This window comes from Sphaerisporangium sp. NPDC004334 (assembly GCF_053602655.1).
In genome coordinates, this window is record NZ_JBSGDZ010000006.1 from 175,925 (window position 1) to 190,708 (window position 14,784).

The window sequence follows — 14,784 nt, forward strand, 5'->3', positions numbered from 1 at the left end:
CCGCCCCCTCAGCTCACCCACGCCCGTGAAGGTGTCCTCGCGGCCGTTCACGTGTGCCTCCGTGGTCGTGGACTCATACGGCCGATGTTCCCTGGCCGAAGCCTAAGGCCGGGTTAAAGGCGACATAACACGGTTCATACCTGTGAGCCGGACCGGTTAGCGTAACCGCCCATGGCCACTGTCCTGCTCGTCGAGGATGACGCGACGATCCGCACCGCCCTCATGCGAGGTCTGCGTGACCGCGGTCACGCCGTGTCCTCCGCCCCGAACGCGCTGGAGGGGCTGCGCATGGCCGTCGCCGAGCGTCCCGATCTGGTCGTCCTGGACCTCGGCCTGCCCGACCTGGACGGGACCGAGATGCTCCGCATGCTCCGGGCGGTCAGCCGGGTGCCGGTGATCGTGGCGACCGCCCGGGACGGCGACGCCGAGATGGTCCGCCTGCTCGACGCGGGGGCCGACGACTACGTGGTGAAGCCTTTCAGCGCGGCCCAGCTCGACGCCCGCGTCCGCGCGGTGCTCCGGCGCACCGCCGAGAGCCGCACCGACACCTCGGTGACGGTGGGCCACCTGCGGCTGGACCCCCGCAGCCGCGATGCCGTCCTCGCCGGAACCCCCCTGGACCTCACGCCGCGCGAGTTCGACCTGCTGCACTACCTCGCGGTCCGCTCGGGCCAGGTGGTCACCAAGCGGGAGCTGCTCACCGAGGTGTGGCAGGTGCCCTACGGCGGGGCGGACAAGACCGTCGACGTCCATCTGTCGTGGCTGCGCCGCAAACTTGGAGAAACCGCCCAAGAACCCCGCTACCTGCAGACCGTGCGCGGCGTCGGAGTGAAACTGGTCGAGCCGTCATGAGGCGCTGGCTCGCCCTGCTGGTCGCGGCCACCACCTCACTGGTGCTCATCGCGCTGCTGGTGCCGCTCGCGCTGCTGGTCCGGGCGCTGGCCGAGAGCAGCGCGGTCACTCAGGCGACCGCCGAGGCGCAGTCGGTCGCGGCGGCGGTCGGGACGGCGGACCTCGCGGGACTCACGCTGACCGCCGAGCGCACCTCCGCCGCGAGCGGGCACGCGATCACCGTGTTCCTGCCGGACGGGCGGCTCGCGGGGGCGCCGGCGCCGCGGTCGGCCGCCGTGGAGCTGGCCGCGCGCGGGCAGAGCCTGACGGCCGAGACTCCGGCGGGGCTGGAGGTGCTGGTCGCGGTGCAGGGAGTGCCCGGCGGCACGGCGGTGGTCCGGGCGTTCCTCGGCGAGGACGACCTGCACCGCGGCGTCCGCGAGGTGTGGCTGGGCATGCTGCTGCTCGGGCTCGCGCTGATCGGCGTCGGCATCCTGGTGGCCGACCGCCTGGCCCTGGCGCTGACCCGGCCCATGAGCGGGCTGGCCCGCGTGTCGCACCGGCTGGCCACGGGGGACCTCAAGGCGCGGACCACCCCCGGCGGGCCCGCCGAGGTGCGCGCGGTGGGACTGGCCCTGGACCATCTCGCGGGACGCATCAGCGACCTGCTGGCGGAGGAGCGGGAGACGGCCGCCGACATCTCCCACCGGCTGCGCACGCCCCTCACCGGGCTGCGGCTGGAGGCCGAATCGCTGGCCGATCCTGAGGAGGCGGCGCGGCTCGGCGTCCGCGTGGACGCGCTGGAGCGCGCCGTGACCTCGGTCATCACGGACGTGCGCCGCCGCTCACGCGAGCAGGCGAGCTGCGACGCGGCCCAGGTGGTGGCCGAGCGAGTGAGGTTCTGGTCGGTGCTGGCCGAGGACCAGGGACGGATCACGGAGGTGGACGTGCCGCCGGGGCCGCTCACGGTGGCCGTGAGCGCGGCGGAGCTGTCGGCCTGCGTGGACGCGCTGCTCGGCAACGTCTTCGCCCACACCCCCGAGGGCGCGGCCTTCTCCGTGCGGCTGGCGCCCGCCGAGGGCGGCGGCGCGCGGCTGGAGATCGCCGACTCCGGGCCGGGTTTCCGTCTCGCCGTGGAAGGCGGGCATCTCCTGGAGCGGGGCAGGAGCGGCGCCGGCTCGACGGGCCTTGGCCTGGACATCGCCCGGCGTACCGCCGAGGCGTCCGGCGGTTCCCTGTCCCTGGGCTCCGCCCCCACCGGCGGCGCCCGGATCACCCTCCGCCTGGCCGCTCCCACCTCACCGGTCACCTGACGCCGCGACCGCGAACGCCCACCGGGTCCCCCGCCGCACAGCGGCGCCGAAACCGCCGTCTCCCCGCCGCGCAGCGGCACCGGATTCGCCGTCTTCCCGCCCCGCCGCCCGGCCCCTCGGACACGGGCTCGGCCGTCGCTCTTAGGGGGGCCTTAATGTCGTCGCAGCGCGCGGTTAGGGCGGCCGGCGGGAGCCTTGGCGCATGACGAACACACACCACTTCGGCAGGACCGCCAGACTCGCCATCGCCGGCGCCGGGATCGTCGCCGTCCTCGGCACCGGAGCCGTCGCCGCCTCGGCCGCATCGGCTCTGGGAATCTCCTCCGGGAGGACCTCCACCGGCGCCCTGACCTCCACCGGGACCGGCGTGAGGACCGCCTCGACCGCCTCGACGGCCTCCACGGGCTCGACCGTCTCGACGGCGACCGGGACGACGACCGCGGGCCAGGTCACCGGCTCGTCGATCAGCTACCGGCAGGCGATCAGGATCGCCAAGAAGCGCGTCCCCGGCGCCCGGGTCGGCAAGGTCGAGCGGGAATGGGAGCACGGCCGGCGGGTCTGGAAGGTCGAGCTGCACAAGCGCGGCGTCGAGTACCGCGTCTACGTCTCCGTCCGGACCGGCGCGATCGTCAAGTTCCGCCAGAAGCACGACGACGACTGATCCCGCATCCGTCCCCTGCCCCGCGGCGGACGACCGCCGCGGGGCACGGGATGGAGGAGATCCGCACCACAGCCGGCGGACACGACCAGGCCGGCGACCGTTCCCGCCCCCCGAGCCCGCCGCAGCCGCCCGCGTCCCCGGGCCGGCGGTGGTCCGGCCTCTGGGGGCATCCGCAACGGCCCGCGTCCCGGTCAGCGACGGTGGTCCGGCCTCTGGGGCATCCGCGGCCGCCCGCATCCTGGATCAGCGACGGTGGCCCGGCCGCTGGGTCAGCGGCACTGGGTGAGCATGGCGTCTTTGTCGGGGGCGGTGACGGGGAGGTCGTACTTCAGGGCCACCTGGGCGAAGCGGACGGCGTAGGAGCACCGGATGCTCTTGGACGGGGGAAGCCACGTGGCGGGGCCTGAGTCCCCCTTGGAGGAGTTGGTCGAGCCGTCCACCGGCAGCAGGTTCAGCGGGTCGTTGGCGATCTGGACGCGCTGGGACTTGCTCCACCGCGACGCGCCCATCTGCCAGTCGTACGAGAGCGGCATGACGTGGTCGATCTGCACCTCGGCGGCGTCCTGCTTGCTCCACTCGATCGTTTTGTCGGTGTAGGGGTCGTGCAGGGTCATCGAGGTCAGGACGCACTTGGAGCCGGAGCGGTACTTCAGCTTCTCGCCGTCGCGCGCCAGGACGTCGTTCCTGGTGTCGCAGCCGTTGTGCGCGAACGGGATGGACTCGGCGTTGTCCGCCCAGGCATACCCGAACTCGTCGCGGCTGTAGCCGGTCTTGGGACCGCGTCCCTTGGTCGGCACCTTCTCGATGATCGCCACCGCGGCGGCGCGGTCCTTGGCGGACTTGATCGTCCCGAGGCCGCGCTCGGTGCCTTTGGGATTGTCGAGCGGGCTGACACCGGTCGAGCCGCCGCCGCCGTCTCCGCCCGGCCCGCCGTCGGTCCCGATCCCCGCGTTGCCGGCATCGATGGAACCACATGCCGTGAGCATGACGGCCGCCGCCGCTCCGGCAACGATCGCGCGAGATCCACGCAGGCGCACTGCCACCCCCAGGTAAACGAGAAGTAATGCCTAGGTATAGCAAGTACCCACGAAAGTAGCGATTACGGCAAACTCCGACAGCAAGATCCGCTGACCGGCAGGCCACCCCGACGTCACTACCGACCTCCGAAACGATCAAGCATGCCGCGCCGGAGGAGCTCAGGACGATCGCGGGCCTCAGGAGGCGATCACGCCCCTGACCACCGGCGGAACCGCCCGTCGAGCCGCAACCGCGCCGGCGACGCGGGGATGACGAAGCGGCCCCCGGCGAGCGTGACGCTCGGCCGGGGGCCAGCCGGCGCCCCTGAGGTGCTCAGGGGCGCCGCGGTGGATCGGATTCGCACTGGACTCAGACGCCGCGAAGGATCAGAGCCCGTTCTGGATCACACGCGGCGGTACGGCGTAAACCCCGGTGGATCGAACGCCACCGTGGACCAGACGCCACCGCAGGTCGACGCCGCGATGGGTCAGACGCCACCGCAGGTCGACGCCGCAACGGACAAGACGCCACCGCAGGTCGGACGCCGCAATGGGTCAGAGCCCGTACTCCTTGGTGATGCGCTCGTGGCGCTCGACCTCGATGCCGGCGCTCCTGGCCAGGTCGAGCCAGGCCAGAGGGTGGCTCCAGCGCTCGGTGGCGTCGTCGAGCAGGGCGTCGAGCTCGACCGCCTCGACCCCCGGCGGCACGGCGATCCAGCCGTAGACGCCCTGGAGACGCTCGCCGCTGGAGGGGTGGGTGACCGAGTAGTTCTCGTCGCTGTAGACCCACATGGGCCAGCCGCGCTCGGCCAGGACCTCGTTGAACTCGGTCCAGTCTTCCTCGCTCGGGGCGGCGCCGTCGAAGAACCAGCTGGTGTAGCCGCCCGGGCGCAGCATCGCCACGCCGGCGAACGGGATGACGTAGTTCTCCTGCTCCTCGGCGCTGTCGGGAACCGGCTCCAGCGGGCGCGGGTCGATGACCACGATGTCGCCGGCGTTGTAGTCCATGCCGCGGGGCTGCGGGATGAGCAGCCGTGCGGTGGCCGGGCCGGTGCGCACCGAGAGCACCTCCCGGCGGCTGCCGTCGGAGACGGGCAGGACGACCCGGACGAGGTGCCACTCTTCCTCGATGGGGCCCTCGGCGGACTCGATCGGCATGCCGAGCTTGGCCGCGCCCTCGCGCACGAGCGCCCAGTCTTCCGAGGCGGTCGCCATGACGATCATGCGCCAGACGTCCTCCTCCTCGCCGGCGTCGGACTCGACCAGCTCACGCAGGATGGCCGCGCCCTTGACGTTGTCCCCGAGCTGCTGGGCGGCCCCGGCGAGCAGCCGGCGGGCCTCCAGCGCGACCGTGCCCTGCGCGCCGGAGGAGAGCGACTGCTCGGCCTCCGCCGCGGTCTCGGCCCAGCGCTCGCGCGCGCGGTGCAGACGGGAAAGCGCCAGGTGGGACGAGGCCGGAGGCAGCATGGCCGCGAAGCGCTCGAGCCGCTCGTCCTGCTCGGCCTCGATCAGCACACCGGTGAGGTAGGCGACGTCCTCGTCGTCCGCGGCGGCCGGGTCGGCGTCATCGACGATCGTCTTCCACAGGATGTCGGCGCCCAGCGGCGCGTACCCGAGGAAGCCGAGGGTGGTGGTGTGCCGGCGGGTGGCCTCCAGGTCGGTGCCGGACAGCGGCCACAGCCAGCCGACCCAGCGCTCGGGGTCGGCGTTGTGGCCGTCGGCGGCGTCGAAGTAGGCGACCAGCTCGGGCTGCGGGCCCGGCGGCGGGGGCGGCACGGCGGCGTCGGCCGCGGAGCGCAGAGCGGCCACCCGCTCGGGCAGCCCTTCGGTGACGCGCAGGTCGCCCAGCCATGCCTCGGCGAGGTCGGCGAGCGCGCGGACCTGCCAGACGCCCTGACGGGCCACGGCCAGTTCTCCGGCGATGAGCGCCAGCTCGACCCGCCCGCGGTGCACGCCCATCGCCTCGAAGTAGGACATCCACTGACGCAGCACCCGGCCGAGCTGCCAGGTGTTGCTGATCACCCCGTCGAGCAGGCGGACGGCCTTGGCCCACTCGACCCAGTCGCGCGGGTGCTCGCCGACCACGTCCAGGTCGGGAAGGGCCTCCAGCCCCTCGGCCTTGCGGCCCGCCGAGGCCAGCACCAGCGCGCGCAGCACCCCCTCGCGGTGGTCTTTCGCCACCGGGTCGTCCGCCGGGAACTCCTTGGCGGCGTCGAGCTCGGTGAGCGCCTCCATGGTGCGGCCGGCGGCGAGCAGCGCCCGCACACCCGCGGCCGCGAGCTCCCAGCTCACCTGCCCGTCGGCGCTCCTGCGCCCGGCTGCGGCGGACTCGTAGTAGGTGACCGCCTGCTCGACCTCGCCCTTGTCGGACAGCGCCGCGATGTACTGGGTGACCAGCCCGCAATAGGCCGGGGAGTCGGGCCGCAGGCCGTCGAGCGCGGCGCCCAGCGCGGCCAGGCGCTCGGCGGCGTACCCGGGGCCGTCGGTGTTGGCCTGGGCGACGGCCAGCGCCTCGATGGCGGCCGGAACGGAAGGACACTCTTTGGTGTCCTCGCGGTGCGCGAACTCGACCAGCGCCTCGGCGTCGCCGAGGGCGGCCGCGCCCTGGGCGCGGTCGCCGATGCGGCTCACCAGGTGCCAGTGGCGGGCGAACAGCTCCAGCCAGGGCAACTCCAGCGTCTCCGCCTGCTGGGCCACCGCCGGCGCCATCACGTCGAGCTGGGCGTACCGGCCCTCGAAAGCCTGCGCGGGCAGGTCACCCAGCGCGATCGCCAGCCCGGTGTTCCCCGCTTCGTGCAGTTGCCGCTGGGTGTCTGCGACCCAGGCCCAGATGTCCACGTCCATGGCAGGTCAGTCTGCCAGTTCACAGAGCATGTCCCAAACATGCGGGCGGTGCGGTGGGGATAACTCGCCGCGCGCCCCGCCGGGCGGGCGGCCGGTGTCAGAGGAGGTGAGCGGCGGGGATGTCGCCGGAGGCCACCAGGACGGCCGGGCCGGTCAGCAGGCTGGTGTTCTCTGTGAGCGTCACCGACAGCAGGCCGCCGGGAACCTCGACCGCCCAGGTGCCCAGCGGGTCGCCGCCGAGCCGGGCCGCCGCGACCGCCGCCGCCACCGCGCCGGTGCCGCAGGACGGCGTCTCGCCCGAGCCGCGCTCGTAGACCCGCATGACGACCCGGCGCTCCCCCACCGCGTTGAGCAGTTCGACGTTGACGCCCTGGGGGAACACCGCCGGGTCGAACGCCGGCGGGGCCGACAGGTCGAGCTGGGTGACCGGCTCGCCGGTGACGCAGGCCAGGTGGGGGTTGCCCATGTCGATGACGAGCCCGTCGTACTCCTTGAGGCCGATGCCGGCCTTGCTCTCGCCGAGCACCTTGGGCATGCCCATGTCGACGGTGACGTCGCCCTCGCGATCGAGCCGTACGCGGCGGACGCCCGCCCGGGTGACGACGTCGAACTCGCCCGGATCGGCCAGGCCGGCGTCCACGAGGTAGCGCGCGAAGACCCGCAGGCCGTTGCCGCACATCTCGGCCATGCTGCCGTCGGCGTTGCGGTAGTCCATGAACCACTCGGCGGAGGTGGGGGCGCCGGCCTCGCGGGCGCGCTCGGCGATCTGCACGGCCTCGGGGCTCACCTTGACCGGCACCACCCGCAGGACGCCGTCGCCGCCGCCGATGCCGGCCCGCCGGTCGCACAGCTCGGCGATCAACGGGGCGTGCAGGTCGAGCCCGCCGTCACGGTCGGGGAGGATGACGAAGTCGTTCTGGGTGCCGTGGCCCTTGACGAAGCGCATGTCACCACATCCTACGCCCCGACGAGGGCCAGCGATCGTTCCAGCAGGTCCGGGGCGTCGAAGGGCAGCCAGACGACGCGGGGGTCGCGCCGGAACCACGACTGCTGGCGCCGGGCGAACCGCCGGGTGGCCCTGACGGTCTCCTCGCGGGCCTGCTCCTCGGTCCACTCCCCGTCGAGGAACCGCAGCACCTGCGCGTAGCCGAGGGCACGGCCGGCCGTACGGCACTCGGGGAGCCCCCGCGCGGCCAGCGTCCTGACCTCCTCGACCAGCCCGGCCGCCCACATGCGGTCCACGCGGAGCGCGATGCGCTCGTCCAGCACCGGCCGCGGCACCTCGACCCCGATCTGCACGCTTTCGTACACCGCGTCGTAGGAGGGCATCGTGGCCGAGAACGGCTGCCCGGACAGCTCGATGACCTCAAGGGCGCGCACGATGCGCCGGCCGTTGCTCGCGAGCACGGCCTCGGCGGCCACCGGGTCGCGTTCTTTCAGCCGCTGGTGGAGCGCCTCGGGGCCGGCCTCGGCCAGCTCGGCCTCCAGTCTGGCGCGGATGCCCGGGTCGGTGCCGGGGAAGCGCAGGTCGTCCAGGGCCGCCCGCACGTACAGCCCGGAGCCGCCCACCAGGACCGGCACCGTGCCCCTGGCCACCATGGCGTCGATCAGTGGGCGGGCCATGCTCTGGTACTCGGCCACGCTGGCCGTCTCGGTGATGTCCCAGACGTCCAGCAGGTGGTGCGCGACGCCGCGCCGCTCGGCGAGGGTGAGCTTGGCCGTGCCGATGTCCATGCCGCGGTAGAGCTGCATGGAGTCGGCGTTGACCGCCTCGCCGCCCAGGCGCAGGGCCACGTCCACGGCCAGGTCGGACTTGCCCGCCGCGGTCGGCCCGACGACCGCCACCACCGGAGGACGCCCGCGCCGCCGCTCGCCGTTCATCACAGCTCCCAGTCGAGGGTGGGCGGGAGATGGCCTTCGAGGGTCAGCAGCCAGCGCTTGGAGTCGACGCCGTCACCGCCGCTGAACCCGCCCAGGCCGTTCCCCGCGACGACGCGATGGCACGGCACGATGATCGGGATGGGGTTGCTTCCCATGACCGACCCGATGGCGCGGGCCGGGACGCCCGCGCCGCTGCTCACCGCCAGCTCGCCGTACGTCGTCACCTTCCCGTAGGCGACGCTCTGGTGAAGCGTGCCGAGCACGCGCCGCTGGAGCGCGGACATCAGGCGCCAATCGACCGGAACCGTGAACCCGGTGAGCCGCCCGGCGAAGTAGGCGGCCAGCTCCTCGCGGGCAAGGGCGGTGCGGCCGGGGTCGTCCACCGCACGGGCGCCGAGCCGGTCGAGGATCTTACGGCGGACCCGGTCGCCGTCCTGGAAGGCCGTGGCCGCCACGCCGTCCGGGGTGAGGGCCGCCAGCACGTCACCGAGCGGTGTCGGCACGCTGCCGAAGGCGACGTCTACCATTCGATCATGTCCATCCGCGCGTCGTCGGTCACGGGAACGGCCTTCGCCGTCCCCCTGTCTTCACCGTAACCACACTCGGAGGCGCCCTCGTCCCGATCGGAGGGACGGCCTACCCGAGGCTCCAGCGGGCCACCAGGTATCCGACGCCGTAGGGGGCGTCGTGGTAGAGCAACTCCCCGCGCGGCCGGGCCTCCCCGGCCGCGCCGGCGAGCACCTGGAACGCCGCCCGCCCCGCCACCGACAGCTCGGCCGCCTCGGCGGCGTCCAGCGCGGCCAGGGCCCGGGCGTCCGCGCCGCCGAGTGCCCGCGCGAGCGCCTCGTCGTAGGCCTCGGCGCGTGGATCATGGTAGCCCGGGGACTTGACGGTCAGCTTGGCCGAGCCGTCGCCCATGACGAGCAGGCCCACCCGCCCGGCCCGTCCCGCCAGCTCCGCGCCCGCGCGCAGGCACTCCCGCGGCGAGGCGCCGGAGGGCACCGCCTGGTACCCGGCCACCGGGCCGGCGCCGGCCAGGTCGGCGAGCAGCCGGCCGACGGTCAGCGAGAGCGGCAGGACGGGCGTCCCGGCGCCGGTGCGGACGTCGGCGCCCCAGGGGGCGAGGCTCCCCGCGGCGTCCGGGCCGTACGCGACCGGCTCGGCGATCTCCTCGGCGGCGCCGACGGCGATGAGCACGTCCGGCGCCGCCTCGGCCAGCGACCGGAGCGCCGACACGCACGCCTCCCTGAGCCCGTCCAGCTCCGGCGCGGCCGCGCCCGCGAGTTCGGGCGCGATCAGCGGAGGATGCGGGCACACGGCCGCGGCGACGAGCACAAGATCAGGCTAGCCCCGCCCGTCCACCGAGCGAGCGCCGGGGCACACACGGGCCGGGATCGCGCGGGAGAACGCGGACGGGCCGGCCGGGTCCGTGGGGAACCCGGCCGGCCCGTCACGGGCGTCGGCGGTCGGGGATCAGGTGCCGCCGAAGTCCTGGGTCCACCAGGGGCCGCCGCTGCCGAAGTGCACGCCCACGCCGATGGCCTTGAGCTTGCAGTTCATGATGTTGGCGCGGTGACCGGGGCTGTTCAGCCAGCCCTGCACCACGGCCGCCGGCGTGGCCTGGCCGCGCGCGATGTTCTCGGCGAACATGTTGGAGCTGTAGCCGGCCGCCTTGATGCGGTCCCACGGGGAGCGCCCGTCGGCCGAGGTGTGGTCGAAGTACCCCTTGGCCGCCATGTCGTCGGAGTGGCCGCGGGCGGCCGCCCGCAGGTGCTCGTCGATGCGCAGCGGGCCGCAGCCCTGCTCCTGCCTGGCGGCGTTCGTTAGGCGCGCCACCTCGTTCTCGGCGGCCACGACCGACGAGGACCCGCCCGTCGACTTGGTCGGGCTCTTCGACGGCTTCGGCGTCGGCCGGGGAGACGGCTTGGCGGAGGGCCGGGGAGAGGGCCGGGGGGACGGCTTGGTCGAGGGCTTGGACGAGGGCTTCGCGGACGGCGACGCCGAAGGCTTGGCCGACGGCGACGCGGACGGCCCGGGACCGGGGTCGTCGCCGAGCCCCGCTGACCGTCCGGGCTGCTGCGGGTAGGGCTCGACGTAGCCCGCCGGACCGTCCGGACCGGGGCCGCCGCTCTGGCCCTCGGCCTGCTGATCGGTCTTCGTGCCGGTCTGGCCGGTCATCTTCTGCTTGGTCTCGACCTTTCCGACCGGCTCGGCCTGGTCGGCGTGCGGCGCGGACTGCGTGCCGCCCTCGTCGGCCTGTCCGGAGCCGTCGGCACCGCCCGAACCGGTCGAACCCTGCGAACCGCCGTCGCCCGAGGAGGCGTCGCCGTCGGACGCGTCGTCCGAGGTGGCGTCGTCCGCCGAGTCGTCCGCAGCGTCGTCCGTCGCGTCGTCCCCGGCCGCCGCGACGCCGCCGGAGCCCGGCCCCTGCTCGGACGAGCGCTGGCTCACCGGCTCGGACCCGCCGGTCAGGGTGATGACCCCTCCGGCGGTGACGGCGGCGGCGAGCACGGCCGCCGCGGCGCAGATGGCGAGGGTGCGCTTCCGGGAGCCCGATGGGGAGGGGGGCTCGGACGAGAGGTACTCGGGGGGCAGTGCAGAGCTGGACTCGTCGTAGCGGCCCGGCGACGGATGGTCGTGCCGATCCATGTGGTGACTCCTGCGGCCTATCGGGGGGAAAGCACTCCGGCTTCCGCGGGCGGTCGTCACACTAGCCCCATAGGACGAATTACCGCACCTCAATCACGGAAGAATCACGACTTGTCATCACTTGGACCGATCTCATGTCGAACTGTGACGCCGCGCGGCGGCGTGGCGGTGATCTTCGGATTACTGGGGCTCGGCGTGATCCTCGGAGCCGGCGCCTGCGCGCCGGGATCCTCGGCGGCACCGGCCGATCCGGCTTCCCGGCCCGTGCGCGCGCAGGCCTCCCCCGCGCCCCGTCCGGGTCCCGCGGCGCTCCCGCGCGACCGCGCTCCGCTCGGCGGAGTATTCGAACACCGGACAAGGCCAGGTCAACCGCCGTCCGTGGCGCCCGGACCACGAACGGGCGCGGCCGGGCGCGGATGGACCGGAGCGATGCCGCCTCCCCGGCGGCCACCGGCGCACGAAGACGGCCGCACCCTCGCGGCGGGCCGTCCTGGGAGCGGCGGCCAAGCGGGTCACGGGCCGTCGGGGAGGGACGCCGGACGCCGTCGCTCGCGCCCGGCGCCGGACGGAGGGCGGTATCCCGACCGCCGGCCGAGCCCGCTGGAGCTCGTGGACCGTCCCAAACCTCCGCCGACGGCCCGGGAACGTCCGCGCCCCGCGCCGCGCGCGCCCCACCACCCGAACACACCCCGCACGCCCCGCGACCTGCCCGGACCGCCTCCAGAGGCGAGGCCGGGCCCCACGCCGACACGCCCGCCCCGCCGGCTCGACGGGCCCGAGGCACCTGGCGGCGGAGGAGACCGGACGCCGACCCCCTGCGCCACCTTCACCGACTTCCGCAGGGACTACTGCGAGCGCCTCTTCCACGACTAGTGCGCCGTCCATGACCGTTCACCGGCTCGGGCGCCGCGACAGGCGCCGGCATCGCCGCACCACGACCCGCCGACCCGGCGCCGATCACGTCCAGCACGTGGCCGGGATGAAGACCACGACGGGTGCCGGGCGGGCTCGGTCAGGCGCGGCGGAGTGAGGGCATGCCGAGCGACACCGTGCCCGGGGCGCTCGCGCCGCCGCCGGTGCCGCAGGCCGCGCTCTCTCTGGCCTCCCAGGCGTCGCCTGCGCGCGTGCGCCTCAGCCCCAGCGCGGGGCCGTCGGCCACCAGGTGGTGCGGCGCGGCGTAGGTGACCTCGACGGTGACCATGTCCCCCGGCCGCGGCGCGGCGGCGTCGGCGCCGTCGCGCAGGGTGGGCACGAAGTGCACCAGGCGGTTGTCGGGCGCGCGGCCGGACATGCGCTGCGTCGCCTCGTCCTTGCGGCCCTCGCCCTCGGCGACCAGCACCTCCAGGGTGCGCCCCACCTGGGCCTTGTTCTCGGCCCAGGAGATGTCGTTCTGCAGGGCGACCAGCCGCTCGTAGCGCTCCTGGACGACCTCCTTGGGCACCTGGCCGTCCATGGTGGCCGCGGGCGTGCCCGGCCTGATGGAGTACTGGAAGGTGAAGGCGTTGGCGAAGCGCGAGGCGCGGACGACGTCCAGGGTGGCCTGGAAGTCCTCCTCGGTCTCGCCGGGGAAGCCGACGATGATGTCGGTGGAGATCGCGGCGTCCGGCATGGCGGCGCGCACCCGCTCGATGATGCCGAGGTAGCGCTCGGCCCGGTAGGAGCGGCGCATGGCCTTCAGCACGCGGTCGGAGCCCGACTGCAGCGGCATGTGGAGCTGGTGCATGACGTTCGGCGTCTCGGCCATGGCGGCGATGACGTCGTCGGTGAAGGCCGCAGGGTGCGGGGAGGTGAAGCGCACCCGCTCCAGGCCCTCGACGTCGCCGCAGGCGCGCAGCAGCTTGCCGAAGGCGAGCCGGTCGCCGAACTCCACCCCGTAGGTGTTGACGTTCTGCCCGAGGAGCGTGATCTCAAGGACGCCGAGGTCGACCAGGGAGCGCACCTCGCCGAGGACGTCGCCGGGGCGGCGGTCCTTCTCCTTGCCGCGCAGCGCCGGGACGATGCAGAAAGTGCAGGTGTTGTTGCACCCGACCGAGATGGACACCCACGCGGCGTAGGGCGACTCGCGCTTGGTCGGCAGGGTGCTCGGGAAGACCTCGAGCGACTCCTTGATCTCGACCTGGGCCTCCTGCGCGATGCGGGCCCGTTCGAGCAGGACCGGCAGTGAGCCGATGTTGTGGGTGCCGAAGACCACGTCGACCCACGGGGCCTTGCGGACGATCTCGCCCTGGTCCTTCTGCGCCAGGCAGCCTCCCACGGCGATCTGCATGCCCGGGTTGCGCATCTTGGCCGGCCGCAGATGGCCGAGGTTGCCGTACAGCCGGTTGTCGGCGTTCTCGCGCACGGCGCAGGTGTTGAACACGACCACGTCGGCCGTCTCGCCCTCGCCCGGGCGGACGTACCCGGCGTCCTCCAGCAGGCCGGAGAGGCGCTCTGAGTCGTGGACGTTCATCTGGCACCCGTACGTGATGACCTCGTACGTGCGGGTGCGCTCCTCGGTGACAGTCATCTCAACAGACAAGGGTAGGCGCTCCTCGCGGCCGCGCGCACGCGGAGCGCCCCGGCGCCGCCCCGCAGGCGGCCGGCGTCCCCGCGCCTGATGAATCGTTCCATCCGCCGGGGCGTCCCGTCGTGACCAGGCCGTGATGCGATCGGTACCGCCTGGTTAGTGACCAGTGCCCCGGACCACTTACGTTGTCCACCATGGAGGACAACGGGGACGCGACTCCTCTCGTCAGAGTCGAGAACGTCAACAAGAACTTCGGTGCCCTGCACGTGCTCAGGGACATCAACCTGACGGTCTCCCGGGGGGAGGTCGTCGTGGTGATCGGCCCTTCCGGGGGCGGGAAGTCGACGCTGTGCCGCGCCATCAACAGGCTGGAGACCATCGACTCGGGCACGATCGTCTTCGACGGGCAGCCGCTGCCCTCCGAGGGGAAGGCGCTGGCCCGGCTGAGATCCGACGTCGGGATGGTGTTCCAGTCCTTCAACCTGTTCGCGCACAAGACGATCCTCGAGAACGTCACCCTCGGCCCGGTCAAGGTCAGGGGCGTGCCGCGCGAGCAGGCCGAGAAGCGCGGCATGGAACTGCTCGAACGGGTGGGCATCGCGAGCCAGGCGGGCAAGTACCCCGCCCAGCTCTCGGGCGGCCAGCAGCAGCGGGTGGCCATCGCCCGCGCGCTGGCGATGGACCCCAAGATGATCCTGTTCGACGAGCCCACCTCCGCCCTGGACCCCGAGATGGTCCAGGAGGTGCTCGACGTCATGATCGAGCTCGCGCGCGAGGGCATGACGATGGTGGTGGTCACCCACGAGATGGGCTTCGCCCGCCGGGCCGCCAACCGCGTCGTGTTCATGGCCGAGGGCCAGATCGTGGAGGAGAACACCCCCGACGAGTTCTTCACCAATGCCCGCACCGACAGGGCCAAGGACTTCCTGTCCAAGATCCTGACACACTGACCTGGGCCGTGGACGCGCACGGGCGGCCCGAACGGCAGGCGGCACGGGACCGCCGCGCCGCCGCACTCCAAGATCGCCCGAGCGAGCACCTAACGTCTCGCGATCACGGGTCGGCAAGGTGGGGCGAGGAAGG

The 14,784-nt window shown here is 73.4% G+C and carries 12 protein-coding genes; 4 read left to right on the forward strand and 8 right to left on the reverse strand.

What is annotated here, in order from left to right:
- Nucleotides 1-171 precede the first annotated feature (171 nt).
- The 3 genes from ACWEN6_RS09330 to ACWEN6_RS09340 all read left to right on the forward strand — a co-directional run bounded on the left by ACWEN6_RS09330 (nt 172) and on the right by ACWEN6_RS09340 (nt 2,805).
- The gene (locus ACWEN6_RS09330; RefSeq protein WP_452569748.1) at nt 172-852 is read left to right on the forward strand and encodes a response regulator transcription factor; all 681 of its coding nucleotides are present in this window, start codon (nt 172-174) and stop codon (nt 850-852) included.
- On the forward strand, nt 849-2,144 hold the full coding sequence (locus ACWEN6_RS09335) for a sensor histidine kinase (RefSeq protein WP_452569749.1): 1,296 nt from the start codon (nt 849-851) through the stop codon (nt 2,142-2,144). The genes ACWEN6_RS09330 and ACWEN6_RS09335 overlap by 4 nt, the downstream gene beginning before the upstream one ends.
- A 202-nt stretch (nt 2,145-2,346) precedes the next feature.
- On the forward strand, nt 2,347-2,805 hold the full coding sequence (locus tag ACWEN6_RS09340; RefSeq protein WP_452569750.1) for a PepSY domain-containing protein: 459 nt from the start codon (nt 2,347-2,349) through the stop codon (nt 2,803-2,805).
- A gap of 269 nt (nt 2,806-3,074) precedes the next feature.
- Here ACWEN6_RS09340 and ACWEN6_RS09345 read toward each other — a convergent pair whose 3' ends face one another.
- The 8 genes from ACWEN6_RS09345 to miaB all read right to left on the reverse strand — a co-directional run bounded on the left by ACWEN6_RS09345 (nt 3,075) and on the right by miaB (nt 13,701).
- Complete coding sequence (locus tag ACWEN6_RS09345; protein ID WP_452569751.1) at nt 3,075-3,791, reverse strand: HNH endonuclease family protein; 717 nt, start codon at nt 3,789-3,791, stop codon at nt 3,075-3,077.
- 585 nt (nt 3,792-4,376) lie between these two features.
- Entirely contained in the window at nt 4,377-6,665 is a 2,289-nt protein-coding gene (locus ACWEN6_RS09350) for a tetratricopeptide repeat protein (protein ID WP_452569752.1), read from the reverse strand.
- A gap of 97 nt (nt 6,666-6,762) precedes the next feature.
- A complete protein-coding gene (gene dapF, locus ACWEN6_RS09355) occupies nt 6,763-7,611 on the reverse strand; it encodes a diaminopimelate epimerase (RefSeq protein WP_452569753.1) in 849 nt (282 codons plus the stop codon).
- Between the two features lie 11 nt (nt 7,612-7,622).
- Nucleotides 7,623-8,546 (reverse strand): tRNA (adenosine(37)-N6)-dimethylallyltransferase MiaA, encoded by a 924-nt coding sequence (miaA, locus tag ACWEN6_RS09360; RefSeq protein WP_452569754.1) that lies wholly within the window; start codon nt 8,544-8,546, stop codon nt 7,623-7,625.
- Nucleotides 8,546-9,073, reverse strand: coding sequence for a methylated-DNA--[protein]-cysteine S-methyltransferase (locus tag ACWEN6_RS09365; RefSeq protein ID WP_452569755.1), 528 nt, complete (start codon nt 9,071-9,073; stop codon nt 8,546-8,548). The genes miaA and ACWEN6_RS09365 overlap by 1 nt, the downstream gene beginning before the upstream one ends.
- A 109-nt stretch (nt 9,074-9,182) precedes the next feature.
- Nucleotides 9,183-9,881, reverse strand: coding sequence for a hypothetical protein (locus ACWEN6_RS09370; RefSeq protein ID WP_452569756.1), 699 nt, complete (start codon nt 9,879-9,881; stop codon nt 9,183-9,185).
- 138 nt (nt 9,882-10,019) lie between these two features.
- Complete coding sequence (locus ACWEN6_RS09375) at nt 10,020-11,195, reverse strand: CAP domain-containing protein (protein WP_452569757.1); 1,176 nt, start codon at nt 11,193-11,195, stop codon at nt 10,020-10,022.
- 1,012 nt (nt 11,196-12,207) lie between these two features.
- A complete protein-coding gene (gene miaB, locus ACWEN6_RS09380) occupies nt 12,208-13,701 on the reverse strand; it encodes a tRNA (N6-isopentenyl adenosine(37)-C2)-methylthiotransferase MiaB (protein WP_452569758.1) in 1,494 nt (497 codons plus the stop codon).
- Nucleotides 13,702-13,895: 194 nt separating this feature from the next.
- On the opposite strand from miaB, the gene ACWEN6_RS09385 reads away from it, so the two are divergent.
- A complete protein-coding gene (locus ACWEN6_RS09385; RefSeq protein ID WP_354835133.1) occupies nt 13,896-14,651 on the forward strand; it encodes an amino acid ABC transporter ATP-binding protein in 756 nt (251 codons plus the stop codon).
- Nucleotides 14,652-14,784 lie beyond the last annotated feature (133 nt).

What these genes read in the sequence shown, in the direction of transcription:
- ACWEN6_RS09330 (WP_452569748.1), top strand. Translation starts at nt 172, where the DNA reads ATGGCCACTGTCCTGCTCGTCGAGGATGACGCGACGATCCGCACCGCC.
- ACWEN6_RS09335 (WP_452569749.1), top strand. Translation starts at nt 849, where the DNA reads ATGAGGCGCTGGCTCGCCCTGCTGGTCGCGGCCACCACCTCACTGGTG.
- ACWEN6_RS09340 (WP_452569750.1), top strand. Translation starts at nt 2,347, where the DNA reads ATGACGAACACACACCACTTCGGCAGGACCGCCAGACTCGCCATCGCC.
- ACWEN6_RS09345 (WP_452569751.1), bottom strand. Translation starts at nt 3,791, where the DNA reads ATGCTCACGGCATGTGGTTCCATCGATGCCGGCAACGCGGGGATCGGG.
- ACWEN6_RS09350 (WP_452569752.1), bottom strand. Translation starts at nt 6,665, where the DNA reads ATGGACGTGGACATCTGGGCCTGGGTCGCAGACACCCAGCGGCAACTG.
- dapF (WP_452569753.1), bottom strand. Translation starts at nt 7,611, where the DNA reads ATGCGCTTCGTCAAGGGCCACGGCACCCAGAACGACTTCGTCATCCTC.
- miaA (WP_452569754.1), bottom strand. Translation starts at nt 8,546, where the DNA reads ATGAACGGCGAGCGGCGGCGCGGGCGTCCTCCGGTGGTGGCGGTCGTC.
- ACWEN6_RS09365 (WP_452569755.1), bottom strand. Translation starts at nt 9,073, where the DNA reads ATGGTAGACGTCGCCTTCGGCAGCGTGCCGACACCGCTCGGTGACGTG.
- ACWEN6_RS09375 (WP_452569757.1), bottom strand. Translation starts at nt 11,195, where the DNA reads ATGGATCGGCACGACCATCCGTCGCCGGGCCGCTACGACGAGTCCAGC.
- miaB (WP_452569758.1), bottom strand. Translation starts at nt 13,701, where the DNA reads ATGACTGTCACCGAGGAGCGCACCCGCACGTACGAGGTCATCACGTAC.
- ACWEN6_RS09385 (WP_354835133.1), top strand. Translation starts at nt 13,896, where the DNA reads ATGGAGGACAACGGGGACGCGACTCCTCTCGTCAGAGTCGAGAACGTC.